The 23,479-nt window shown below is 43.4% G+C and carries 24 protein-coding genes; 12 read left to right on the top strand and 12 right to left on the bottom strand.

The genetic code is table 11. The features are described from left to right. Positions 1-70: 70 nt before the first annotated feature. Genes HUU58_01275 through HUU58_01265 form a run of 3 tightly spaced genes read right to left on the bottom strand, consistent with a single transcriptional unit; the run spans position 71 to position 2,475 of the window. A complete protein-coding gene (locus HUU58_01275; GenBank protein NUN44286.1) occupies positions 71-1,027 on the bottom strand; it encodes a rhodanese-related sulfurtransferase in 957 nt (318 codons plus the stop codon). Positions 1,028-1,037: 10 nt separating this feature from the next. Then, positions 1,038-1,514 (bottom strand): peptidylprolyl isomerase, encoded by a 477-nt coding sequence (locus HUU58_01270; protein ID NUN44285.1) that lies wholly within the window; start codon positions 1,512-1,514, stop codon positions 1,038-1,040. A 58-nt stretch (positions 1,515-1,572) separates the two neighbouring features. After that, the gene (locus HUU58_01265) at positions 1,573-2,475 is read right to left on the bottom strand and encodes an AEC family transporter (protein NUN44284.1); all 903 of its coding nucleotides are present in this window, start codon (positions 2,473-2,475) and stop codon (positions 1,573-1,575) included. A 105-nt stretch (positions 2,476-2,580) separates the two neighbouring features. On the opposite strand from HUU58_01265, the gene HUU58_01260 reads away from it, so the two are divergent. The 3 genes from HUU58_01260 to yhbY are packed head-to-tail and all read left to right on the top strand — an operon-like array spanning position 2,581 to position 4,147. After that, positions 2,581-3,255 (top strand): PspC domain-containing protein, encoded by a 675-nt coding sequence (locus tag HUU58_01260; protein NUN44283.1) that lies wholly within the window; start codon positions 2,581-2,583, stop codon positions 3,253-3,255. A 9-nt stretch (positions 3,256-3,264) separates the two neighbouring features. Further along, a complete protein-coding gene (locus tag HUU58_01255; protein ID NUN44282.1) occupies positions 3,265-3,840 on the top strand; it encodes a hypothetical protein in 576 nt (191 codons plus the stop codon). Between the two features lie 7 nt (positions 3,841-3,847). Further along, a complete protein-coding gene (gene yhbY, locus HUU58_01250; GenBank protein NUN44281.1) occupies positions 3,848-4,147 on the top strand; it encodes a ribosome assembly RNA-binding protein YhbY in 300 nt (99 codons plus the stop codon). Here yhbY and HUU58_01245 read toward each other — a convergent pair. The 8 genes from HUU58_01245 to HUU58_01210 all read right to left on the bottom strand — a co-directional run bounded on the left by HUU58_01245 (position 4,144) and on the right by HUU58_01210 (position 12,457). Further along, a complete protein-coding gene (locus HUU58_01245; GenBank protein NUN44280.1) occupies positions 4,144-4,611 on the bottom strand; it encodes a PTS sugar transporter subunit IIA in 468 nt (155 codons plus the stop codon). The genes yhbY and HUU58_01245 overlap by 4 nt on opposite strands. Positions 4,612-4,626: 15 nt before the next feature. Next, on the bottom strand, positions 4,627-5,535 hold the full coding sequence (locus HUU58_01240) for a bifunctional hydroxymethylpyrimidine kinase/phosphomethylpyrimidine kinase (protein NUN44279.1): 909 nt from the start codon (positions 5,533-5,535) through the stop codon (positions 4,627-4,629). Between the two features lie 70 nt (positions 5,536-5,605). Then, complete coding sequence (locus HUU58_01235) at positions 5,606-7,303, bottom strand: arginine--tRNA ligase (GenBank protein ID NUN44278.1); 1,698 nt, start codon at positions 7,301-7,303, stop codon at positions 5,606-5,608. Positions 7,304-7,309: 6 nt separating this feature from the next. Further along, positions 7,310-8,416 (bottom strand): peptide chain release factor 2, encoded by a 1,107-nt coding sequence (locus HUU58_01230; GenBank protein ID NUN44277.1) that lies wholly within the window; start codon positions 8,414-8,416, stop codon positions 7,310-7,312. Positions 8,417-8,541: 125 nt separating this feature from the next. Next, entirely contained in the window at positions 8,542-9,963 is a 1,422-nt protein-coding gene (gene glnA, locus HUU58_01225; GenBank protein ID NUN44276.1) for a type I glutamate--ammonia ligase, read from the bottom strand. Positions 9,964-10,122: 159 nt separating this feature from the next. Continuing rightward, positions 10,123-10,461 carry a P-II family nitrogen regulator gene (locus HUU58_01220; protein NUN44275.1) on the bottom strand — a complete coding sequence of 113 codons (339 nt, stop codon included), beginning with the start codon at positions 10,459-10,461 and terminating at the stop codon, positions 10,123-10,125. A gap of 12 nt (positions 10,462-10,473) precedes the next feature. After that, a complete protein-coding gene (locus HUU58_01215; GenBank protein NUN44274.1) occupies positions 10,474-11,664 on the bottom strand; it encodes a hypothetical protein in 1,191 nt (396 codons plus the stop codon). 235 nt (positions 11,665-11,899) lie between these two features. Then, entirely contained in the window at positions 11,900-12,457 is a 558-nt protein-coding gene (locus HUU58_01210) for an N-acetylmuramoyl-L-alanine amidase (GenBank protein NUN44273.1), read from the bottom strand. Between the two features lie 142 nt (positions 12,458-12,599). Between HUU58_01210 and HUU58_01205 the strand changes: the two genes are divergently transcribed. The 5 genes from HUU58_01205 to rsgA are packed head-to-tail and all read left to right on the top strand — an operon-like array spanning position 12,600 to position 18,452. Next, entirely contained in the window at positions 12,600-13,616 is a 1,017-nt protein-coding gene (locus tag HUU58_01205; GenBank protein ID NUN44272.1) for an NAD(P)H-dependent glycerol-3-phosphate dehydrogenase, read from the top strand. 34 nt (positions 13,617-13,650) lie between these two features. Beyond that, complete coding sequence (locus HUU58_01200) at positions 13,651-14,397, top strand: hypothetical protein (protein NUN44271.1); 747 nt, start codon at positions 13,651-13,653, stop codon at positions 14,395-14,397. Positions 14,398-14,406: 9 nt separating this feature from the next. Continuing rightward, positions 14,407-16,518: a (E)-4-hydroxy-3-methylbut-2-enyl-diphosphate synthase gene (gene ispG, locus HUU58_01195; protein ID NUN44270.1), complete on the top strand. Its 2,112-nt coding sequence runs from the start codon at positions 14,407-14,409 to the stop codon at positions 16,516-16,518. A gap of 27 nt (positions 16,519-16,545) precedes the next feature. Next, positions 16,546-17,043 (top strand): HIT domain-containing protein, encoded by a 498-nt coding sequence (locus HUU58_01190; protein NUN44269.1) that lies wholly within the window; start codon positions 16,546-16,548, stop codon positions 17,041-17,043. Positions 17,044-17,051: 8 nt separating this feature from the next. Next, positions 17,052-18,452 (top strand): ribosome small subunit-dependent GTPase A, encoded by a 1,401-nt coding sequence (gene rsgA / locus HUU58_01185; GenBank protein NUN44268.1) that lies wholly within the window; start codon positions 17,052-17,054, stop codon positions 18,450-18,452. Here the strand turns inward: rsgA and ppk1 are convergent. Further along, complete coding sequence (gene ppk1, locus HUU58_01180) at positions 18,419-20,581, bottom strand: polyphosphate kinase 1 (GenBank protein NUN44267.1); 2,163 nt, start codon at positions 20,579-20,581, stop codon at positions 18,419-18,421. The genes rsgA and ppk1 overlap by 34 nt on opposite strands. 177 nt (positions 20,582-20,758) lie before the next feature. Between ppk1 and HUU58_01175 the strand changes: the two genes are divergently transcribed. From HUU58_01175 to HUU58_01160, 4 genes are read left to right on the top strand one after another with little or no spacing between them, the layout of a single operon-like run. Then, the gene (locus HUU58_01175; GenBank protein ID NUN44266.1) at positions 20,759-21,361 is read left to right on the top strand and encodes an SRPBCC family protein; all 603 of its coding nucleotides are present in this window, start codon (positions 20,759-20,761) and stop codon (positions 21,359-21,361) included. 48 nt (positions 21,362-21,409) lie between these two features. Beyond that, on the top strand, positions 21,410-21,700 hold the full coding sequence (locus HUU58_01170) for a DUF3467 domain-containing protein (protein ID NUN44265.1): 291 nt from the start codon (positions 21,410-21,412) through the stop codon (positions 21,698-21,700). Between the two features lie 2 nt (positions 21,701-21,702). Beyond that, positions 21,703-22,560, top strand: a complete 858-nt coding sequence (locus HUU58_01165) for an amidohydrolase (GenBank protein NUN44264.1) — start codon at positions 21,703-21,705, stop codon at positions 22,558-22,560. 58 nt (positions 22,561-22,618) lie between these two features. Continuing rightward, complete coding sequence (locus tag HUU58_01160) at positions 22,619-23,479, top strand: hypothetical protein (protein NUN44263.1); 861 nt, start codon at positions 22,619-22,621, stop codon at positions 23,477-23,479.

Below are 23,479 nucleotides of genomic sequence, written 5' to 3'. Positions count from 1 at the left end.
ATTTATACGTAATATGTTACGTATAACCTATAGAATATAGGATTGAAATGCAATGAATTTGGGCGACAATTCAGGAAGTTGGCAATATGGATTTAAATAAGCCGCGCGGTGTTAAGGGGGCTTCGAAAAGTGCGTCGCCGAGTACACGGTATTCATGATGTTCTGCATTTTTGCAGGCTTCGGAGCAACTGCGTTGGTTGGCGCGGTCACACGCGGCACATATATAAAAACTTTTGTGACAGTCCAAGTGTGCACAGTTGACAAAGTGGTCTGTCACAGCTTCACAGTATAAACACCGAGTAATGATGGACGCTGTTTCTGTATGGTTGACTTCGACGCCGATGCGTTCATCGAACACATACATTTTGCCTTCAAAGTCTCTGCCCTGCGTATCAGGATGCTTGCCGTACATTACAATGCCGCCATGCAGTTGATAGACGTCTTTAAATCCTTCATTGATTAGCAAACCGGTAAATTTTTCACAGCGAATGCCGCCGGTACAATACGTAAGAACCTTTTTATCACGATAAGAACTGAGGTTTTGGCGAACCCACGCGGGAAATTCTTTGAAGTTACTTACATCAGGTCGTATTGCCCCTTTAAAGTGACCCATATCGTACTCGTAGTCATTACGCGCATCGATGATCACAACATCCGGTTCTTGCATCGCGGCATAAAAATCAGGTGGTTCTAAATAGCGACCTGTTTTTTCGACCGGATTGACATTATCCGGGCCTAATGTAACAATTTCTGTGCGAGCTTTGACTGAAAGGCGGCGAAAAGCATGTTTATCGGATGGATCGGACTTAATAACCATATCCGAAAAACGCGGATCCGACAGGATTGTTTTTTGGTAAATGTCGGTTTGTTCTACCGTACCTGAAACCGTACCGTTTATACCTTCCGGAGCAACGATGATCCGCCCCAAAAGGCCGAGCGATTGGCATAACGCAAGATGCTCGGCCGCAAATTTTTCGTAATCCGATATTTCAGTAAATTTATAATATAAAAGTATGCGATAGGGCATCATGTGCCGATCAAGCTTTCTTATAGGCTTTGGTGATTTTTTGATCTTGTAACGGTTTATCCATCGGATTAGTTTTAACCCCTTCCAATTTCTTTACTACATCATACCCGCTAATCACTTCACCGAAAATCGTATGACGGTTATTGAGCCACGGTGTGGGAACTGTCGTAATAAAGAACTGGCTTCCGTTGGTGCGCGGGCCGGCATTAGCCATGGCAAGAATACCCGGTTTATCAAATTGAACCTTGAAACTGAATTCGTCATCAAAAGGCATTCCCCACACGGATTGGCCGCCGCGCCCTGTACCTGTAGGATCACCGCCTTGTATCATAAAATCTTTAATGATGCGATGAAAAATAATCCCGTCATAATAGCCCTTTTCGACAAGCTGCTCAAAATTTTCCGAAGCTTTGGGAGCAATGTCAGGAAATAGTTTTACTTCGATTGTACCTTGCGTGGTTTCTAAAACGATGATCGTGTCTGGCATAGGATCTCCTTAATTTTGGTCGCAATATAATAAAAAAGTCTTTTTTTACAAGCGGGATTTAGAGAGTGAGAAGTACCCACCAAAATGGTAACGTAAACATGGATACGATGATACCTATACCTACCATCAGGGAGGCCAGTTCAGGTCGCAGATCGTGCTCTGTGGCCAAAATAGCCGCCGTGATCATAGGCGGCATCGCAGCTTCAAAAATCGTAATGTCAAAAAGCAAATCGCGATCGGCCGTTAGCGCGCTATACAAAATAAAAAGCATAGCCGGCGCGATGAGCAATTTGAAGCTCAAACCTAAAACAAGCGGTGTACGAAGTGAATTTATTTTAGAAAAACGAACCTGGAAACCTACAGAGAACAGCGCAAGCGGTGCCAAAGTTTGTCCAAGCCGATCTAGCGTATAGGTCAAGGGTACGGGAAATTCATAAGGTATGAGTGCTACAGCAAGCATGAGTGCTATAAATGGCGGGAAAACGATGACGCGTTTGATTAACGATTTCATCGCGACGCTTTGACCCTGGTAATAATTGGCTGTCCAAATACCCAAGGTTGATATAACAAGAAATGAGCCGAGTTGGTCCACGACAAGCCCGATCGGAATGCCTTCTTTTCCGAAAAACGTTTCAATCATCGGGACACCAAGAAAAGAGGTATTTCCAAGGCCGCCGACAAGCATCATACAGCCGGTAGTGCTTCTATCCCAATGGAGTAAATGGCTGAGCCCATAAAAAGTTACAGCAGAAATTGCAAAGAAAAACCATGCCATGCTGGCGGGGAGCCATATATCAGCACTTACTTTTAAAGTGTGGACATGTAGTAATGTTAAGGCTGGTAGGGCGATGTGAATAATAAAAGCATTAAGCACGACCGCCGTTTTTTCATGGAAACGTCCACTTTTACGCAAGCCGATACCCAAAATAAAACAAATACCGAGTAGTAGTATATTATTCAAAGCAAATCTCCTCGCATTGGAACTAAACAAATTAACTAAAAAATGCAACATTTTTGGAAGATACACGTTCTTATCTATGGACATTATTTTGAATCAGGAGATACCATGGAAACAACAAAGCAACTTTTTAAGTCGCGTCGTGATAAAATGGTGGACGGCGTGTGTGCAGGTCTATCCGAATATTTTAATGTGAATGTAGCTTTAGTGAGACTTTTGTTTGTTGTTTTTGCGTTTGTGGATTGTATTAGTGTGGTGGCTTATATTACGGCGATGGTTCTTGTACCCCGCGAGCCCGTCAGTTTGACGCAGGATCCTGATATGGAATTGATAGAAAAACGAAGTGCTGTAAACCATGGTTTTTTCTGGGGCGCCATATTGATATTGATTGGTGCGATAATGTTCCTTGATACGATGAATCTTTTTAATTTCCATTTTTTCTGGAGGCACTTTGGATGGAAATTTTTAGTACCGACGGTATTTATTATTGCCGGAATTCTTTTGATAGCATCGCGTAACCGGTTTGCCGGTTCAGTCGGATTTTTTAATAAAACAAGTGAAAGTACATTTCGTCGTGCGTCTGAAAATAAAAAAATATTCGGCGTTTGTGCCGGCGCTGCTAAACACTGGAATCTTGATGTTTCGATTGTGCGTATCGCATGGGTGCTTATCACGATTATTGCATTTCCCGTCGGCTTGATCGCGTATGCGCTCGTAGGACTTCTGACACCGGATGACAAAGATCAAAAAGTTTTTGGCGCCGCATCGGAAAAGAAATTATAGGAGATCGTTATGCAAACGGAAAGCGAATACAACGCATCAGACGCCGCGGTATCAGATGTGAAGTCCGATAGCGCATCTGACAGCAATAAGAAGTATCTGTTTACAGGTTTATGGCTTATTGTGATCGGTACGTTTTGGATACTATGGAATATGAATGTACTGAGCTGGGGTTGGATGGAGCGTTACGGATTGATTATCATCGGTGGCGTGAGCATAATCAAGACGATCGTAACCAAAAAATATTATGTGTTTTTTGGCCTGACGTTATTGTTGATCGGGGTATTCCACTTGTACCTTGACACACAGGAAGGACTCGCCATGCGTACGCTATGGCCCGTATATTTTCTGATAAGCGGTATCGCTTTTGTCATCAATTTTTTCTTCAATATGCGACGCTGGTTTTCGTTGGTTGCAGGACTTTCTCTGATCGGTTTTGGAGGAATTCATATTTCACGTAATTTTTATATGTTTCCATACGATTGGGTATTTATCATCCGTACGTATTGGCCGTTGACATTTGTAGTGTCGGGCATTATACTGGTCTGTGCAGCTTGGTATAAGCACAGAAAATTGCCCAACGATTGAGGATCATTTGTCGGAATTAACAGGAAAACAAAAACGTTTTTTACGTGGCTTGGGAAACGCCATTAAAGCAACCATTTCGGTAGGAAAATCCGGTATTACGGATAACACGTACTTATCCGTCAATAACGGTTTTAATACCAAAGAATTGATCAAGGTCAAAGTGCAAGACGGCTGTGATTTGGATAAGAAAGAAGTAGCTGAAATGATCAGCGAGGGGACACAGTCACAAATTGTTCAGATTATCGGCAATAATATTTTGCTATATAAATGCCACCACGAAAAACCAATCATTACGCTTCCGGATTAACCTTCCAAAAGTTTTTCTTCATCTGAAATGATTTGCATTATTTCATCGGCCGATTGGGCATCGGTCAGTTTTTTCCGAAATGGTGCTTGATTGAGCAACCGCGAAATGCGGGATAACATTTTGATATGCAGACTGGAAGCCTTTTCGGGTCCGACGAGCATAAATATGATACGTACAGGTTTGCCGTCTAATGCGTCAAAATTGATATCCTGAGCCGTGATTCCCAAAGCTACTTGCAGTTCTTCCACGCCGGAGGATTTCCCGTGCGGGATAGCAACGCTGTTACCTATGCCGGTGCTCATCATTTGTTCGCGTTCAAGAACGGATTGTAATACCTTTTCCCGATTGCTTATTTTTCCGGACGCAACCAAAACATCCAGCATTTCTAAAATAATATCCTGCTTGTTAGATTGGAGTAGCGGGATACGAATGAGTTTGGCGTTAAGAATTTCGCTCAGTTTCATACAAAAATATCCACTCTATTTTTCTTCAAAATGGCTGAGTTGTTTGAATGCAAGAACGCGATCAAAAATTTTATCTTCGGAAAGCTCCTTTAAGGCATTGATACTAAAGTCTTGTACGCAAAATGAGGCCATCGCGCTGCCATAGACTACGGCACGCTTGAGATTTTCAAATGATGCATCATCTGTTTTAGCGATATAACCCATGAAACCACCGGCAAAGGTGTCTCCGGCACCGGTCGGATCATACACGTCTTCCAAAGGATAAGCCGGCACATTAAATTGTGCATCAGGTGTTATGAGTGCTGCGCCGTATTCACCTTTTTTAATCACAATCGCTTTAGGACCCATTTTAAAAATTTCTTTGGCGGCTTTTATCAAATTGGGTTGATTGGCCAGTTGTCTTGCTTCGGAGTCGTTGAGAATAAAGATGTCAATGCGTTCAAGAACTTTGCGTAATGCTTTTTGACTGCCTTCAATCCAAAAATTCATTGTATCTAAAGCGACTAATTTAGGCGATTGGACTTGATCCAACACATCAAACTGTAATTCAGGAGCGATATTGCCTAAAAACACATATTGTGATGATTTATAAGCATCGGGAATATGTGGTTTGAAGTTTTGAAATACATTGAGGTGGGTGTAGATTGTGTCGCGTTGATTCAGATCATAATTATAACGACCTGCCCAGCGAAATGTCTCGCCTTGTTCAACTTGTAATCCTTTAAAATCAACACGGCGTGATTTAAGATATTCGATAGCATGCATAGGGTAGTCGTTACCGACGACCGCCACAAGATTGACCGGAGCAAAATAACTGGCCGCTGCACTGAAAAAAGTAGCAGAACCTCCGACGGCGTCTTCGACTTTACCAAAAGGTGTTTCTACTGAATCTAAAGCGACCGAACCGACAACCAATATATCCACATTTTTCTCCTGAAATTTTCAATTAAATGCGGCGCAATGTATACAACGCACCACGGAAAGTCAATTTATTTCAAACTGTTTCATCAACCTGATCACGCGCCATATATTCCGGAGCATGGATGCCTAAAATATCAAGACCTCGACGTAAAACGATGCGAACGGCGATACATAAAGCAAGACGTGCTTCAGATAAAGCTTTATCCTCTGTGATAACACGCAGGTCTGGATTTTTCTTGCCTGCCGTCTGATAATGGTGATATACACCGGCCAATTCCTCAAGATACGTAGTGAGCGGATGCGGTTCGAGATTTTTAGCAAGCCGCGCAGTGAGTTCCGGAAATTGTAGAAGTTTTTCAATGATGGTGGTTTCCTCGTCTGCTTTCAATAGATCCAATTTAATTTCATTGGAAACAGAGAACAAAATGCCGCGTTCACCGGCTTTTTTCTCAATTGAACAAATACGCGCGTGGGCATTTTGTATGTAATACGCGGGATTTTCCATAGACTGCTTTTGAGCCAATTCGAGATCAAAATTAAGATGCGAATTGTGACTGCGCATGATGAGAAAATAACGAAACACATCAGGCCCAAGCAAATCAATTAATTCATCAATAGTTACGAAATTAGCTTTACGTTTGGACATTTTGAGGATTTCTCCTTCTTTCATCAATGTCACAAACTGATGAATGAGAACGCGCACATGCGAGGTGTCATAACCTAAGGCCTTAAGTCCGGCTAATACATCGGGGTATTCGGCGATATGATCCGCGCCGAAAATGTCAATGATATGATCAAAGCCGCGCTCAAATTTGGTAACATGGTAGGCCATATCCGGCAAACGATAAGTTGGCTCGCCGGTTGATTTTACGATGACTTTATCATTTTCGGGTTTAGGTCCGTGATCATAAGAAAATTCGGAAGTTTTTAGCCAGGTAGCGTTTTCTTTGACATAGGTTAGGTTTTTAGCCGCAAACGATTTGAGCAAAGCTTCGATTTTTCCATCTTTGTACAAGGAGTCTTCATTGTAATAAACGTCAAATTTTAGTCCGATGCGACCTAAGACTTTTCTGATATTGGCAAATAATACATCCTCGGCAAAGGACTTGAAGGGTTCGAAATCATAAGATTTCCAGGATTCGCCGTATTGTGATTTTATATCGGCAGCGATGTCGCGTATATATTCGCCTTCGTAATGTTTTTCAGGAAAAGTGATGTTCTCACCCAACAATTCCAAATACCGTAGGCGTACGGATTCGCCTAATTTTTTCATCTGAACACCGGCATTATTAAAATAATATTCGCGTGTAACTTGATAACCGGCATTGGATAATAATCTGCAAAGAACATCGCCGAGCACCGCCTGACGCCCGTGACCTATAGATAAAGGACCTGTTGGATTTGCGCTGACAAATTCGACATCAACCCGTTGATTCGTCCCAAAACGATGACGACCATATTCTTCACTTTGCAGCAGTATAGTTTTGAGTTGAGCAAAAAGGTAATTGGGGCTGAAAAAAAAATTGATAAATCCGCCACCGGCAACTTCCGCTTTGGTGACTAAGGATGAATCAAGCTGGAGATGGTCAACAATTTTTTGCGCCAATTCGCGAGGATTCGTTTTTTGAGTTTTGGCGAGATTCATTGCCAAATTTGTCGCCACATTACCAAAACGTTCATCCTTTGTTTTAGTGAAAATTATTTCACAATCGGGCACTATGTTTAATGCTTTTAAAGCGGAGTGGAGCTGTTGTTCGAGGTAACTTTTCATGACTTATTATTGAACGACTTTTTGTTTGAGGCAGGCTTCGATAAACATATCAATATCACCATCCATGACAGCCTGCACGTTGCTTGTCTCGGTATCGGTGCGGTGATCTTTTACGAGATTATACGGATGAAAAACGTAAGAACGGATTTGATTGCCCCATGCGATATCGGATTTGGCGCTCTCAAGTTTGTCTAATTTATCTTGTTCTTCTTTTTTACGCATTTGATAAAGCTTGGAGATCAGAAGCTTCATAGCCAGATCGCGGTTTTTATGCTGTGAACGTTCTACCTGACACGCCACGACAATGCCGGAAGGAATATGCGTCAGTCGCACGGCTGTTTCTACTTTGTTTACATTTTGGCCACCTTTACCCCCAGAGCGATACGTATCCATTTTGATATCCGCGGGATTAATTTCGATCTTGGCTTCGACTTCCTCCATTTCTGGATAAGCATATACTGACGCAAATGACGTGTGACGGCGTGCGTTGGAGTCAAAAGGGGATATCCGCACCAGACGGTGTACGCCGCTTTCACATTTGAGCAGACCAAATGCAAATTCACCGGAAATTTCCATCGTCACGCTCTTAATGCCTGCACCATCACCGTCAAGAATATCAAGAATCTGGCACTGCATGCCGCGATTGGCGGCCCAGCGTTGGTACATGCGCATAAGCATCTCCGCCCAATCCTGGGACTCTGTTCCGCCGGCACCGGGGTGAATCGTAAGAACAGTGCTTTTGTTATCTTCCGGATTAGTGAAATAAGCGCGCAACTCCAGGTGTGCAAGCGCCTTTTCGAGTTCGGTCAGTTCGGTATCAATGGACTTGATTGTAGCTTCGTCATTTTCCTCTTCAGCGATCTCTAAAAGCATATTCAGATCTTCGCATTGCGCATCCAGCTTTTTCCATTGATCGACCCATGCGCGCTCAGAGGCAATCTGTTGCATGATCTGTTGCGCACGCTGATTGTCATTCCAAAAACCTTCAACGGTGGTCTGGGCTTCGAGGTTGGCTATTTTTTGATCACGTTGATCGACGTCAAAGAAACCTCCGCAATTCTGAAATTTTAAATTGAGCGAGTTCGAGTTTTTTTTCGATGTCGGAAATTTCAATCACGGCAGTATGATTCCTATGGTTAAAAAAATGCGTGCGAAATTAACCAATTCGCTCAGAAAAGTCAAAAATAAAAAAGCCGATGCGTGAGCACCGGCTTTTTAACAGAGTGGAGTTCAAACGATCACATATCGTAGTACAAAGCAAATTCATACGGATGCGGACGCAGACGCATGGGGTTTACTTCGTTTTCATACTTATAGCTGATCCAAGATTTGATCACATCTTCTGTGAAGACATCGCCTTTGAGAAGGAAGTCATGATCGTTTTCTAATGCACGCAATGCTTCATCCAACGATGCGCAGGTCGAAGGTACTTTGGCCAATTCGTCCGGAGCAAGGTCGTAGATGTTTTTATCTAGGGGATTACCCGGGTGAATTTTATTGAGAATACCATCAAGACCGGCCATCATCATGGCTGCAAACGCAAGATAGGGATTGCAACTCGGATCGGGGCAACGGTATTCTACACGTTTCGCTTTAGGGCTATTGGAATACATCGGTATGCGTACAGCCGCCGAACGATTACTTTGTGAATAGGCGAGATTGACAGGTGCTTCAAATCCCGGCGTAAGACGCTTGTAGGAGTTCGTCGTAGGGTTTGCCAAGGCGTTGAGTGCTTTGGTATGTTTTAGAATACCGCCAATAAAGTACAGTGCGAGCTCGCTCAGTCCTGCATATTGATTGCCGGCAAAAAGAGGTTGTCCTGCTTTCCAAAGGCTCATGTGAACGTGCATACCCGAGCCGTTATCGCCGAAAATAGGTTTTGGCATAAAGGTAGCCGTTTTACCGTACTTCCAGGCTACATTTTTAACGATGTATTTGAAAAGCATAAGATCGTCACCGGAACGAACAAGGCTGTTAAATTTGTAATCAATTTCTGCTTGACCGGCCGTTGCGACTTCGTGGTGTTGACGTTCGACGTGAAGCCCGCATTCGTGCATGATCATTATCATTTCATTACGCATATTTTGAAATTGATCAGCCGGGGGAACGGGGAAGTAACCTTCTTTGTTTCTAATCTTGTAACCTAAATTGGGGTTTTCATCGCGGCCACGATTCCATACACCTTCGATCGAGTCAATGTAATAATAGCCGGCATTTTGTGTCTGATCAAATCGGATACTGTCGAAAATGAAAAATTCGGCTTCCGGACCAAAGTAAGCCGTATCGGCGATTCCGGTGGATTTCAGATAAGCTTCGGCAGCATGAGCAATACCGCGAGGACAACGACTGAATCGTTCTTTGGTAAGCGGTTCGTGTACATCGCACACAATACTCAATGTCGAGGGTTGTTGAAAAGGGTCAATCATGGCCGTATTCGGATCGGGGATAACAAGCATATCGCTTTCGTTGATAGCTTTCCAACCGCGAATACTGGAACCGTCAAAACCGAGACCTTGTTCCCAAACTTCATCGTTAAGCTCATAGATAGGGATGGTGAAATGCTGCCATACACCAATAAAATCCATAAACTTGAGATCAACGACTTGAACGTTGCGGCTTTTAGCAAGGTCCATAGCCTTTTTGATGGCTTCTTTGCTCATCGATAGCTCCTTTGTTGATAAGTGAATTATTACTTACTTAAGTTAATTAAAATCAAAAGCCCCTGATTTTCGGTCAGGGGCTAAAATTCCTATAATATACTTTTTTTGGCGATAGAGACACTTCGGATGTCTCTTGTTCGCCGTCGAACGGCTCGTATGTTAGATCGCTTCTTCACCTGATTCTCCGGTACGAATCCGGATCACTTCCTCTAAATTGGTTACAAAAATCTTACCATCACCGACCTGATCGGTTTTAGCCCGATCTATAATCATGTCTATGGTCGTGTCTAACATAGCATTTTCAACTACAATTTCAAGTTTTATTTTCGGTAAAAAATCAATGCGATATTCATTACCTCGATATAACTCTGTATGTCCTTTTTGTCTCCCGAAACCGCGTACTTCTGAAATCGTCATTCCTTTTACACCGACTTGAAGAAGTCCTTCTTTGACGTCATCAAGTTTAAACGGTCGAATGATTGCTTCGATTTTTTTCATTTACTGTATATACTACTGTCCGCCTTCCAATTCTAATCTAATTTGCTCAAGTTCTTTTTCGGCATTAACTCGGATATTCTTTAGTTTATCAAGTTGATTGGATGCACGCTGAGCCCCTTTTTCTTCTTCCATAAGGCGATCTAAAAGTTTTTTGCGGCGTTGTTCACCGCCGGATGCTCCACCAGAATTACCAAAGGTGGCAGGAAGGATATTAAACCCAAGTCCGAAGCCGAAACGCCAAGTATTGTAGTTAGGAGCACCTTTTGAGGAAGAATTTGCAGGTTGACCTGGTTTAGTAACGCCATATAATTTGCCATTCCCATCATAGCTCGTCTTGTCAGATTTTCCTGCTAATTGGAAGTCAAAGAAAGTTCCAACATTTAACCATGAGCGAAGATTGTAGCGTAAACCGAAAGAAGAATAAGCAAACGATTCACGACTAAATACATATTTGGTAGGAGCGGTGAGGTAATTTAGGCCATACAAATCCAACATAAAATGTACTTTACTAACGGGGATTTGCAAACCTAATCCATATTGAAGTGCAAGAGCATTGACGTCACTTTCAACTTTTGAATAATTTGGATCATCCGATGGCGTAACTACAGTGCCATTATCGTTGTGACTCCAAAATCCCAAATTTAAATTAAGACTATAGCTCTGATCCTTGTAATATGGATTACTATAGTACGATAACAATCCCATTACACCGAATTCGATATTCTTTGAACGATATACTTCAAAAGGAATATTATGCTGTCCTCCGGTTGGAAAACGTCCTGTGACGGATCCACCATATTCCAAACTACCTTCACCAATTTGATAACTTCCAGTTCGAATCGAGAGATATAAATCGCCTGGTACCAATGACTGCGAACCTCGAACAGTACGAATATTGATGTCTTGATATGTAATAATAGAAACTAAAGCATCAAAATTATCCATGAATCCATATGCTGCTGTGAAATTGTTGGACGCATGATACAAATTAACATTTTTGATTGTTCCAAATCCGCTCTGTCCTGCCACTGCGAATAAACGTCCCTGATTGTAAGTACTCAAGAAGCCTGAACCCATAACTGATGCGGAATAGGTGTTAAACGTACCCATACGCCCGGTACCAAGCCCATTGCCGATCTGCGCGGAAACCATGGCTGAAGTTGCCATTAACATACTCAGCCAAATCAATTTTTTACGCAACATACATTCCTCCGAATTTCGGATGTTTATAAATAAATTTTAATATTAATCAGTATAATTCTTGATTTAAGCTATTAAGCTATTAAGACGGTAATTTGAGAAAAAATAAATGATTATTGGTGCAATGTCAAGTATTTATTAAAATGAACTTTAAGTCGACTTTTGTCAAAGGAAAGTGACCTATCCAATTGTAATTATACTAATACAATAATACAGTTTTTTTGTCTTATGGTCACTTTTAGCGTATAGCGTTTATGTGACGAACTAAACCTTTACCTAAACCCTCTGCTAAATTTTTATGCAACATTTCAGATTGTGATTTTGTTTTAAAATCATCATTAAAACCGACTTCTACCAAAGCGGCTGTAGCTTTAGTAGACAAAATCGGTTCGAGTTGAGGTTTATTATTTCGTTGCTCATTGAAGACGCCGTGATAGTATACGTCCGTGTGATCATGCAATGCTTTGGTAACAGTAATAGCCAAAGCTTTGCACTTTTCGGAATTAAGCTTACGGGAGCTGCGATAAAACCCGCGTAAGCCCACACCTTGGGATTGCCTGTAATAATTTAGATGTACGGTCAAAAAAATATCTTCAGGTTGCATCGTTTCAAGTACGGTGGCGGCGTTGGAGGTGGTTATTACTTCCGTTTTTCGATCCCGTATGTCAGATTGGTTGTTTAAATATTCTTGTAAATATTTTACGGTTAACTCTGTGTTAGATGAGCCGGTAATTTCATTACCATACGCGTCTGTTCCGGATTGGAAGCCGACTCCGGCTTCGAGATAAATTTTCATCAAATATTTCTCCTAAGAAAAGTGCTTGAACATGGGAAAAGTATTACCGATACAATAAAAATTCAAGTTAAAACTAACTTATTGTAAAATTTGTGTTTTAATAAGTCTTGATATAATAAACAACGTATACTATATTTTCCTCATGAATACAAAAGAATTAGTAGAAGTCGGTGTGATTGGCGGTGGAAGTTTTGGGACAGCCATGGCTATTCATTTGGCACGTAACGGTTATCCTGTTACAATTTGGGCACATGATGCACAAGCCGCTGAATACATGCAGACCCAACGGGAAAACAAAACCTATTTACCGGGTGTCGTTTTACCTAATAGTCTGACGGCTACATCTGATTTACAGCAAACTGTGCGTGGTAAAAAACTGGTTTTGCAGGTTAATCCATCCCATGCAACGCGAGACGTCATGCAGCGTGCCGTTCCTTTTTTGGAAGACGATGCGATCATTCTCAATTGTACCAAAGGAATTGAAAATGAATCTTTGTTGACCATGTCGGAATTATTGCTTCAGATTATTCCACCATCAAAACACAGTCAACTGGCCTTTTTATCGGGACCGAGTTTTGCACGCGAAGTGGCACTCGGTGCGCCGACGGCCGTTACGATTTCTTCTAAAAATCCGTCCGCTGCTCAATATTGCCAGAAAATTTTTTCCAGTGAGCGTTTTCGTGTATACACAACGGATGATATTGTCGGATCGGAACTGGCGAGTGCGCTCAAAAATGTTATCGCCATTGCGGCGGGCATCAGTGATGGGCTTGGTTATGGGCATAATACTCGTGCGGCGCTCATAACGCGAGGTGTTGCGGAGATATTGCGTCTCGGAAAAAAAATGGGAGCCAAAGAGATGACCTTTTTGGGTCTTTCGGGCATGGGAGACTTGGTTCTGACATGCACCGGTGATCTGAGTCGAAATCGCAGCGTCGGTATTCAATTAGGACAAGGAAAAAAACTCGAAGAAATTTTAGCCTCCATGAAAATGGTTGCCGAAGGCGTTAAGACAGCCAAAGCGGCTTATGCGTTAGCTCAAAAACACGGCATAGAAATGCCCATTATAGAACAGGTATACCGTGTTATATTTGAAAATAAAGATCCGCGCGCGGCGGTATATGATCTGATGACGCGCGAATCCAAATCGGAAGCCTGAGCCTCTTTAACAAGGCAGAAACAAGGAAATCAATATGCCACAGGAAGGTTTATCACGCGAATTTAAAGTAAATCTGATAAAATCGGTTTATAGTAAAACAGCTTTTGACGAAGTTATTGCAAAAGCTAATCCGTATCAATTATCAGACATTCAAGAATTTATGTGGGATGCGGCGCTTTACATCGGGCGCGACGAAGCAGGTAAGCCGATAACGCGCGAAATGATCACATCGCACATGATGCCGACCACGGAGTATTGGCGCGGCCAACTTTGTGGCGAACCCATTGATACTTGCCGCGGACGATCATGTTTTGTTTCACATCCGGTATGCGCAGGCAATAAATTACGCGCTCAGATTGAGGTTATCCGCAGTTGTTTTGATCGCCGTAAGCAGCGTTCACAACAAAATGAAGAAGGAATTCTGATGCTGCTGATGTATCATATTAATGAAAATCATTATGCGGCCGCCGGACTGTATGACATTCAAAAGCACCCAATCAAAACGGTCGGTTCCCGCGTGTTGTCGGGCGATTCGCTCCGTAATGTCATCCAAGCAATGAATGTAGCCGTAGGACAAGGATTTACCGATTCGCATATGATTCAACCTGTTATCATTGGTGAGGCCAAACTTATGGTTGAGGCCAAACTCATCGGTAGCGCGCATGGTGACTGCGTGTTGGCTTTGACTGTCCCGGAAGACGAAAGTACTGAAAAACGAGAAAAAATTTTCAAAAAAATCGAGGCGGGCGTCCGGCGTATTACGGCGAGCGCAAAGGCGTAATTATTTGGCATGGAACCTCGGACTGCTATCCCGCAAATATTGAACTCAAGTAAACTCTTTCGCTATAGTGAATACCGGTTTACCTACCGTCGGCGACCTACCCGCGAGGTGATGGTGGGCGATATCGGAATCGGTGGTTCCAATCCCATTCGAATCCAATCCATGACGACTTCGGATACATTAGATACCGAAGCTACAATCCGTCAAGTCATTGATCTTGTGAATGTTGGTTGTGAAATCGTTCGCATTACCGCGCCTTCGATCAAAGATGCCGAAAATCTAGGTGCGATACGCGAAGGACTGCGTAAACGCGGTATCAAGGTTCCGTTGGTTGCGGACATTCACTTTACTCCGAATGCCGCTTTAAAAGCCGCCGAGTATGTAGAAAAAATACGTATCAATCCCGGTAACTATGCAGACAAAAAGAAATTTGCCGTAATCGAATATTCCGAAAATGATTATACTCGCGAACTTGAACGTATCGAAGAAGCCTTCAAACCGTTGGTTCTCAAATGCAAAGAACGCGGCGTCGCAATGCGAATCGGCACCAATCACGGTTCGTTATCCGATCGAATAATGAATCGCTATGGCGATACCCCGCTTGGTATGGTGGAGTCCGCGCTCGAATTTGTTAGAATTTGCGAACACTACGATTATCACGATATTGTTCTTTCGATGAAATCGTCGAATACGCAGGTGATGATCGCCGCGTATCGTCTGCTTGCCGCGCGGATGTATGAATTGGGTATGGATTACCCTTTTCATCTTGGCGTAACGGAAGCCGGCGACGGCGAAGACGGCCGTATCAAATCAGCGCTAGGCATAGGTACATTATTGGAAGAGGGTATCGGTGACACGATACGTGTTTCGTTAACCGAAGATTCAATACACGAAATACCGGCCGCCCGCGCCATAGCGGATAAATTTAATCGTCAGAACGTAATTTTTGATGCAGAAAAAGCTGCCTTAGAAATTCGTCTTAAAGAACCGCGGGACCCGTTTCAATACCATCGAAGATGGACGCAAGTCGTTGAAACAGCGGCGCTTAATGCCGGCGGTGTGCATCATGTGCGTGTTGCTCTCCCGCTGCGGAGTGATATCCATGATACGATGCAGGTTGTAAATGAAATCAAACAGCTTTCCGCACACCAAACCGATAATCCCTTTAAAGCCGAGATGTTGTACGCACCGGTACGCAATTATCAGGATATCACGGCATGGAAACGCATGCGTGAAACGATTGAAAAGGATTTATTAACTGTAGCTTTGATGGCGGATTGTAGGCATTCGACAGATATGGCTTGTGCTGTACTTCCTTTTACTGATGGCGTACGTTGGACTCCGGATAAGGCGTGGACGGCCGATGTGTACGAAGCGCATGTTCGTAAACTTATCGAATCAATAGCCGGTTTCGAGAAAAAAATTTTGCAGATTCATTTTTCACCGACTGAGATACCTTCTTTCGTTGATCGACATGTCCAATCATCATCGGAAAAAACAGGCTGGATGGCGATCCGCGTTGCTCAGATAGCACACGAAGCGGGATTTAGTAATTTGATTATTTCGATTCAAGATAGTGATTTTATTGCTTCACATCGGATACTGATTGCTCAGCTGAATGCAGCCGGTTTTAATACGCCGATGGTTTTGCATTTTGAACATAAAGCGAATCCCTTATTTGATGCAGCTTCGCACATTGGTTCTCTGCTTTCCGATGGCATTGGCGATGTTATTTATTTAGATTGCCGGGCTATGGCGTCGGAAGAAACCGTGCGCTTAGCGTATAACATTTTGCAAGCGGCTCGCTTACGTGTTTCCAAAACGGAATACATTTCGTGCCCCTCGTGCGGCCGAACATTGTTTGATTTGCAGGAAGTTACTGCACGTATCAAATCCAAGACCGGTCATTTGAAAGGCGTTAAAATCGCTATTATGGGTTGTATCGTCAACGGACCGGGCGAAATGGCCGATGCTGATTTCGGATATGTCGGAGCCAGCGCCGGGAAGATCAATCTGTATATTGGAAAAGAATTAGTCGAGCGTAATATTGATATGGCCGATGCCGATCAAAAGCTTATTGATCTTATTCGCCGCGAAGGACGATGGATCGAACCGGCATAATTTTATACTTAGGATGGAGTAAACGTAGTGGAACATTTATGGGCACCCTGGCGCATGCGGTATATCAAAGCCGGCGACAAAAATGAAGGCGAAGGATGTATCTTTTGTTTTAAACCGCAAGAAGATCGGGACCGTGAAAACATGATCCTTTTTCGCTCGACGCATAATTTTGTAATAATGAACTTATATCCGTACAACAACGGTCATTTGATGGTGGTGCCTTACCAACATGCTCCGGACATCAATGCTTTGCCGCCCGAAACGCTATTGGACATGATGACGACCACACAAAAATGCGTTACAGCATTTCAGCGCAGTGTCAAACCGGATGGTTTTAACATCGGATTTAATCTCGGACGAACCGCCGGAGCGGGCATTGACGACCACGTCCACATGCACGTCGTGCCGCGATGGAACGGCGATACCAATTTTATGCCGGTAATCATGGACACCAAAGTGATGCCTGAATACTTAGAGCAGACGTATGACCGTCTGTTGGCTGAATTTTCGCAGATGAAGAAGTAAGGAGTTTTATGTCTGAACCGACGAACAATGATTGGTCCAAAAAATATCTGGATGATCTTAATGCCAAGATTAAGGCCAACAAAGATGTACCCAAATCGCCTACGGATAATAGCCCGAAAGAGCAAGTAAAACCTCAGGTTACTCCTAAAGATCAACCTCGCCATCAGCAACAGCAGCGCGATCAGCAGAATAACAATAAGCCGCAACGCGATAATCAACGCAAAGAGTCTTCACGCGAGGGCAATCGTAATAACCCGCAGGACAAACGATTTTTTTCTGAAAAACCTTTTAAAAAGAATTTTCAGAATAACCGCAATGATCGTGATCGCAAAAACGACGGCCGGCCCAATGATCCGAATCGCGATCGTAATGAGCAGAAAAAGAATAATAATGTACCAAAGAAAAGCGAAGCGCCTCGTAAAGAGGATCGCCGCGGCGGTCAGCAGCGTCCCCAAGATCGCGATCGCAGACCGGAATCTAAACCGCCGGTTGTACAGAAAAACCGAGTTCTTGGCGGATATATCTGCGGAATGAACGGTTCAGTGTACACTGTTTTAGCGGAAAATAAAGAATATGCATGTACGGTTCAGGAGTATATCACGCGTCAAGGCCCATTGTATATCGGCGACCGTGTCCGAATTCAAATCCAACCTGAGATGCGCGGCGTGATCGAGAAATATGAACCGCGTCAGAATTTTGTGTTAGCTCCCGGTGCACGCGAACGTCAGGGTGATTTGGTATTAGCAGCTAATGTCAACCAAATCGTTTTAGTCCTGTCGGTGATGGAGCCGGTGTTGCGTACGGATTGGCTGGATCGGCATTTGCTGGTGTGCGAGCGTAAAGGTTTCAAACCACTGATCGTTTGTCATAAAATTGATTTGGCCGATGATAATATGTTTCTAGAGCAGATGGAAGTCTATAAACAGATGGGATATCGCGTCATATTTACCTCGTCCGCCGTGCTCTCCAGTGTGAATGAGCTCAAAGCTGCCGTCAAACAAAAGGCTTCGTTATTTACCGGTCATCAAGGAGTCGGGAAAACTACGCTGGCGGAGCTTATACTCGAAGAAGAAAGTGCACGATTGCCGGATAATCCCGAAGAATATGACTTGACGATCGTAGATGATATTGTGGAAACTACCCGCCAAGTAAATTGTTTGCGCGGGAAGGAAGGAATTGTTCTGATCGATACGCCGGGTGTTACCGAATATGAGATATCGAGTATTGAGAAAAAAGATCTTAAAAAATACTTCCGTGATTTCCGAAATTACAATCACCAATGTTCTATTCCCGATTGTAATCATGCGGATGAACCGAATTGTAAAGTCAAAAAGGCCGTAGAAACCGGAGAGATTTCAGAAGAACGCTATCAGAATTATTTGAATATTTTGGATTCGTTGACGGTGTAAATTTTGGCTAACTTACCAGCTATTTCGTACAGTACCTGCTGCGAACGAATTTTTTTACGATCATTTTTGACTCGTACATAAGTCCCGTCGGCTGAAAACCGGCGGGCTTTTACATTATCGCCGAGCTGCGTTTGGAGTACGGTCATCACCGTTTGCTGATGGCGCGGTTCCAGTATAGGAAACATGACTTCGACGCGTTGGTCCAAGTTACGCGGCATCCAGTCCGAACTGGCGAGCCAATACTCCGGTTGGTCATTGTTGTGAAAATAAAAAATACGCGCGTGCTCAAGAAAACGATCAATGATACTGACTACTTCAATGTTTTCTGACAACCCCTTTACGCCGGGTTTCAAACAACAAATTCCGCGAATGATGCATTTGATCTGAACACCGGCCTGGCTTGCACGATACAATTCCAAAATAATCTGTTTATCTACCAAGGCATTCATTTTGGCAATGAGAAGACCGGGTTTACCATCACGGACGTGATTGACTTCACGTCGGATTTTATTGATAAATGTATCGCGCAAATCCGTCGGAGCAATTTTGATGCGATGAAATTTGGGCGGGGCAGAATATCCGGTCAAAACATTAAACAAATTGGTCAAGTCTTCACCAAAACGCGGATGCGCCGTAAATAAGCCCAGATCACCGTATATTTGCGCCGTGCGTTCATTATAGTTTCCTGTCGATAAATGACAATAACGACGGATTTTGTTTTTTTCCTGACGCACGATAAGGCATACTTTACAGTGTGTTTTAAGTCCGGCCATGCCGTAGATCACATGCGCTCCGGCATCTTCGAGTTTGCGTGCCCATTGGATATTGGCTTCTTCATCAAAACGTGCTTTGAGTTCTACTAGGACGGCTACTTCTTTGCCGCGCTCGGCAGCTAACTGCAATGCTTGCGCAATCGGGGAATTAGCCGCAATACGATAAAGCGTCATTTTGATTGCCAGTACACTCGGGTCTTCCGCCGCTTCACGCACAAATCGTGTGACGTATTCAAAGCTCTGGTATGGATGATGGGTGAGAATATCACCGCTGCGAATAATACTAAACATATCCGCACCGGTTTCAAGCTCCGGAATGTGATGCGGAGGAAAAAGCGGGTCTTTGAGTGATGCAATGTCAAGCTGTTGATACAAATTCATCAAATCGGAAAGACAAATAAATCCCCGCGAGGGGTACAAATCCTCGTATTGAAGATCCAGTTCACGGAGAAGTAGCTTGAGTAAACTATCCGGTAGGCCGCGTTCATATTGCAAGCGAACAGCCGCTCCCTTTCTGCGGTTACGCAAAGATTCGGAAATAGTTTTGATAAGATCTTCCGAAGGATCTTCGTCGTAAGTCAGATCGGAGTCCCGTGTCACCCGAATCGTAAAACAATTCTTTACTTCATAACCGATGAATAGATCATTGATACACGTGCGAATCAAGTCCTCCAACAGAATAAATTGATAAGTTCCTTCCGCCGACGGCAATCGCACAAAACGAGGAATGACATTCAGGGAAATGGGAACGACGACGAGGTTGGTCTTCGGTAATTTACTCTCAATTTTGGGTTCGACTTCAGATACTAAACACAATGCGCGATTGGCCAAATGGGGAAACGGGTGGCTCGGATCAATCGCCAGCGGCGTAAGGATGGAAACCACAGTATTTTGGAAGTAATCGCGTACAAAATTATTTTGTTCGGTCGATAATTCGCCGGGTTTAAGTATGGCGATGTTCTCCTTCTGAAGTTGAGGAATCAACACATCGAAAAAATAATCATGTTGGATGATAGCAATTTCATGAATTCGCCGCGACATCGCGTCCATCACATCGCGAGGCAAAAGTCCGTCGGCTCCTTTATGAAGCACATTCGCATCGATCTGCCGCGATACACCGGCCACGCGAACCATAAAGAACTCGTCTAAATTTGTACTAAATATAGAGAGGAACTTGAGGCGTTCCAGCAGAGGCACCGCCGGGTCTTGCGCTTCCTCGAGTACGCGCCGATTAAATTCCAGCCAACTCAGTTCGCGGTTTGCAAAATGTTCAGATTTATCAAATGATTTGGGGTTAAAAACACCCGTTGAGTCGCTTTCGGCAGGATCGGAAACCGTTTTGGGAGATTCGTTCATAGCAGTGATAATGATTGACTATATTTTTTAGCAATGTTTTTTAAGTTAAGTAATCCTCGCATGGTCTGCAAGAAAAGACATCGTTTAACATATTCATAATAAATAATAAGACATGTGTTTTTGTGATTCCTTAGAATGCGCTTGCCTTTAGCGGTATGGAATTCTAACTTCTAAGCTATGATACGATTATTATTTCGTCTGATATATTTTTCTTTAGCAATGTTAGGCGTGGCGGTCATAGCCGCTTTTTTTCTTCCGAAGCATTATACCGCTGAAACAACAATAATGATCAAAGCGGCTCCGCCGGTCGTATATGAAAGAGCGATGGATTTGCCGGCTTGGCACGCTCTGGCACAAGCGGCTCAATTGTCGCTGGAAAAAATAGACGGGGATCAATTGATGCAATTGTTATTGCAATTGCCATCCGGAAACGGCGTTGTGGGTGCGGGTGTGCGGCTTGATACAGTGCGGCAATATATTGCACAAGGCGGTTCTGCGCTCGTTGACAAAGGGGTCAATCAACTTAAAATGGTGTGTAGGATTACCGAAACTAATCCACCGCATGCGTTTTCACTACGTGTTGAAGGCGGTCCTTTTCATGGTTTGGCCCAATCTGTTACGTTATTCCCAACCGGCGAAGGTATGACAACGCTGACTATGACAGAGCAGCGAACGGTCCAAGGGTTCTGGGGCGGCGTCAAAGCGTGGTTATCAAAAAATGGAGCTTATCAAATCAATGATCGTAATTTGTCTGAACTAAAGCGATTGTGTGAAAAGTAAATTTTTATTATTTAACTGATAGCGTTAAGAATAACCTCAGAGGAGTTTATGGCTGAAGAAAAGAAAATGCAGGAAATCCAAATTCACTTTCCCCCTGAAAAACAATCCGGAACGTATGCCAATAATATGGTCGTAGCGCACTCCAAAGAAGAATTTATACTCGATTTTATGCTGGTAACGCCTCCGACAGGTGTAGTTAATGCCCGAATCGTTATGAGCCCCGGTCATGTCAAACGTGTCATCGCGGCCCTTGCACAAAATATGCGCCACTACGAAGAACAATTCGGTAAAATCGAAGAAGCCAGCGAACCTAAAAATCCATTTGGTTTTCAGGCGTAATCATGTCTCGCATCAAGATTATAGATATTCACATTCATATCCAGCCGTGGTGGCAATTGAAGCCGGAGATACGCACGCGTATGGCCCACGGGAAAGAGAACTACGATCAACTTCTGGATATTATGAAAAACCCGGCCAAGTTGATCGCGTTGATGGATAAGGCCGATATAGAAAAAGTAGGTTTGATCAACTATGTAAGCCCTGATCTGATGGGTTTTGACGATTCATCCAATGATTTTTCGTCGGCGTATCAAAAATATGCTCCGGATCGGTTTATCGCCTATGGATCTGTACATCCTCGATTCACCAAAGATGCCGAAGCGGATATACACCGATTGATTCACGATCTCGGCATTCGCGCCATCAAGGTGCATCCGCCGCATCAGCTCTATTATCCAAATGATTATTTGAACGGCATGAAAAACTTGGAAATTATTTACCGTCGCTGTGAAGAGTGGGGAATACCGGTGATGATACATACCGGTACGTCTTTTTTTGCGGGAGCGCGTATCAAGTACGGTGATCCGATTCATGTGGATGATGTAGCGGTAGATTTTCCCAATCTCAAAATCATCATGGCGCACGGCGGGAGGCCGCTATGGATGGAGACGGCTTTTTATCTTGTGCGCCGTCATAAAAATGTGTCGATTGATATTTCCTCCATTCCTCCCAAAAAAATACTGACGGATTATTTTCCCCGTCTTGAGGAAATAGCGGATAAGGTATATTTTGGTACGGATTGGCCGGGCCCGCAGGTAGATGATATGCGTAAAAACGCCGATGAATTTCTTTCTTTACCGCTCGATGAAACCGCCAAACTAAAAATAGTTCGTGAAAATGCTTTGAAACTTTTTGGTTAAAATTCGTTTACCTATACGTCGTTTCTTGAATGAACGATATTCAGAAATAGGGGTACTCATGATCTTTATACGTTGTATTTTTAGTGGTTTATGGTTGCTGTTTGTTGCCGTGGTTCCGATTTTTTCACAGGAAAAACCGGTAGCTGCTATTCTAAGTTTTCACAACACTTCAGAGAAATTTTATTTAGACGAAGTAGCAAAATCCTTCCCCACCTTACTCAAAACGGAACTTGCACAAACGCGCTCCGTTGTCATCGTCGAACGTGAAAAGCTGGATGCGGTATTGAAAGAACAGGATTTTGTTTTAAGTGATCTGTCCGAAGATAAGGATAAACAAGCGAAGGTCGGGAATTTGATCGGAGCGGACTATGTGATCACCGGTGAAGTTTCTGAGGCGGAAGGTCGCTTACGTATTGACGTAGCCGTTACGCGTATTTCCAGCGGTCAGGTTATCGCTGAGAAGGTCACAGGGCCATCACGCAAGAATGTGAATACGATGGCGCGGTTATTAGCTAATAATATAGCTTACGAATTATCCGGCGAAGGCAAAAAAATACCGTCTATGAAGTTGGGTGGAGCACCGGTCAAAGAATTCGCCATTGCCACGTTAGTCCTTGGCGGCGGAGCCTATTTAGCAGCGCAAAAAACTTCTGATTTGCGTGCGGCGTATCGCGGTACTACCGATCTTGCAAAAATGAATGCACGCTATAAAAAAGCAGATCGTTGGAATAAAGCGACGATTTCGCTTCAGGTCGGCACCGCAGCTACAGCGATCGGTTTAGTTTATGCATTTATAAAAAACGCTTCTTCCGATCGTGAAGTTTTGGCGGATATGGATTTACCTGAAATAAGTAATTTTGCTGTCGCACCGTATATTGATTCTAAAACGTCAGGGCTAAACCTTTCATTCTCATTTTGA

This window comes from bacterium, from assembly GCA_013360215.1.
Taxonomy (GTDB): domain Bacteria; phylum CLD3; class CLD3; order SB21; family SB21; genus JABWCP01.
The sequence above is the reverse complement of the archived record's forward strand: the minus strand, read 5'-3'. Positions and strand labels throughout refer to the sequence as shown.

Bases quoted from the DNA above. Each gene is read 5' to 3' on its own strand.
- HUU58_01160 (NUN44263.1), top strand. From the start codon at position 22,619: ATGATCTTTATACGTTGTATTTTTAGTGGTTTATGGTTGCTGTTTGTT.
- glnA (NUN44276.1), bottom strand. From the start codon at position 9,963: ATGAGCAAAGAAGCCATCAAAAAGGCTATGGACCTTGCTAAAAGCCGC.
- HUU58_01220 (NUN44275.1), bottom strand. From the start codon at position 10,461: ATGAAAAAAATCGAAGCAATCATTCGACCGTTTAAACTTGATGACGTC.
- HUU58_01165 (NUN44264.1), top strand. From the start codon at position 21,703: ATGTCTCGCATCAAGATTATAGATATTCACATTCATATCCAGCCGTGG.
- HUU58_01210 (NUN44273.1), bottom strand. From the start codon at position 12,457: ATGAAAATTTATCTCGAAGCCGGAGTCGGCTTCCAATCCGGAACAGAC.
- HUU58_01235 (NUN44278.1), bottom strand. From the start codon at position 7,303: ATGAAAAGTTACCTCGAACAACAGCTCCACTCCGCTTTAAAAGCATTA.
- HUU58_01270 (NUN44285.1), bottom strand. From the start codon at position 1,514: ATGCCAGACACGATCATCGTTTTAGAAACCACGCAAGGTACAATCGAA.
- HUU58_01255 (NUN44282.1), top strand. From the start codon at position 3,265: ATGCAAACGGAAAGCGAATACAACGCATCAGACGCCGCGGTATCAGAT.
- HUU58_01245 (NUN44280.1), bottom strand. From the start codon at position 4,611: ATGAAACTGAGCGAAATTCTTAACGCCAAACTCATTCGTATCCCGCTA.
- HUU58_01275 (NUN44286.1), bottom strand. From the start codon at position 1,027: ATGCCCTATCGCATACTTTTATATTATAAATTTACTGAAATATCGGAT.
- HUU58_01170 (NUN44265.1), top strand. From the start codon at position 21,410: ATGGCTGAAGAAAAGAAAATGCAGGAAATCCAAATTCACTTTCCCCCT.
- ispG (NUN44270.1), top strand. From the start codon at position 14,407: ATGGAACCTCGGACTGCTATCCCGCAAATATTGAACTCAAGTAAACTC.
- rsgA (NUN44268.1), top strand. From the start codon at position 17,052: ATGTCTGAACCGACGAACAATGATTGGTCCAAAAAATATCTGGATGAT.
- HUU58_01215 (NUN44274.1), bottom strand. From the start codon at position 11,664: ATGTTGCGTAAAAAATTGATTTGGCTGAGTATGTTAATGGCAACTTCA.
- HUU58_01205 (NUN44272.1), top strand. From the start codon at position 12,600: ATGAATACAAAAGAATTAGTAGAAGTCGGTGTGATTGGCGGTGGAAGT.
- HUU58_01260 (NUN44283.1), top strand. From the start codon at position 2,581: ATGGAAACAACAAAGCAACTTTTTAAGTCGCGTCGTGATAAAATGGTG.
- ppk1 (NUN44267.1), bottom strand. From the start codon at position 20,581: ATGAACGAATCTCCCAAAACGGTTTCCGATCCTGCCGAAAGCGACTCA.
- HUU58_01175 (NUN44266.1), top strand. From the start codon at position 20,759: ATGATACGATTATTATTTCGTCTGATATATTTTTCTTTAGCAATGTTA.
- HUU58_01200 (NUN44271.1), top strand. From the start codon at position 13,651: ATGCCACAGGAAGGTTTATCACGCGAATTTAAAGTAAATCTGATAAAA.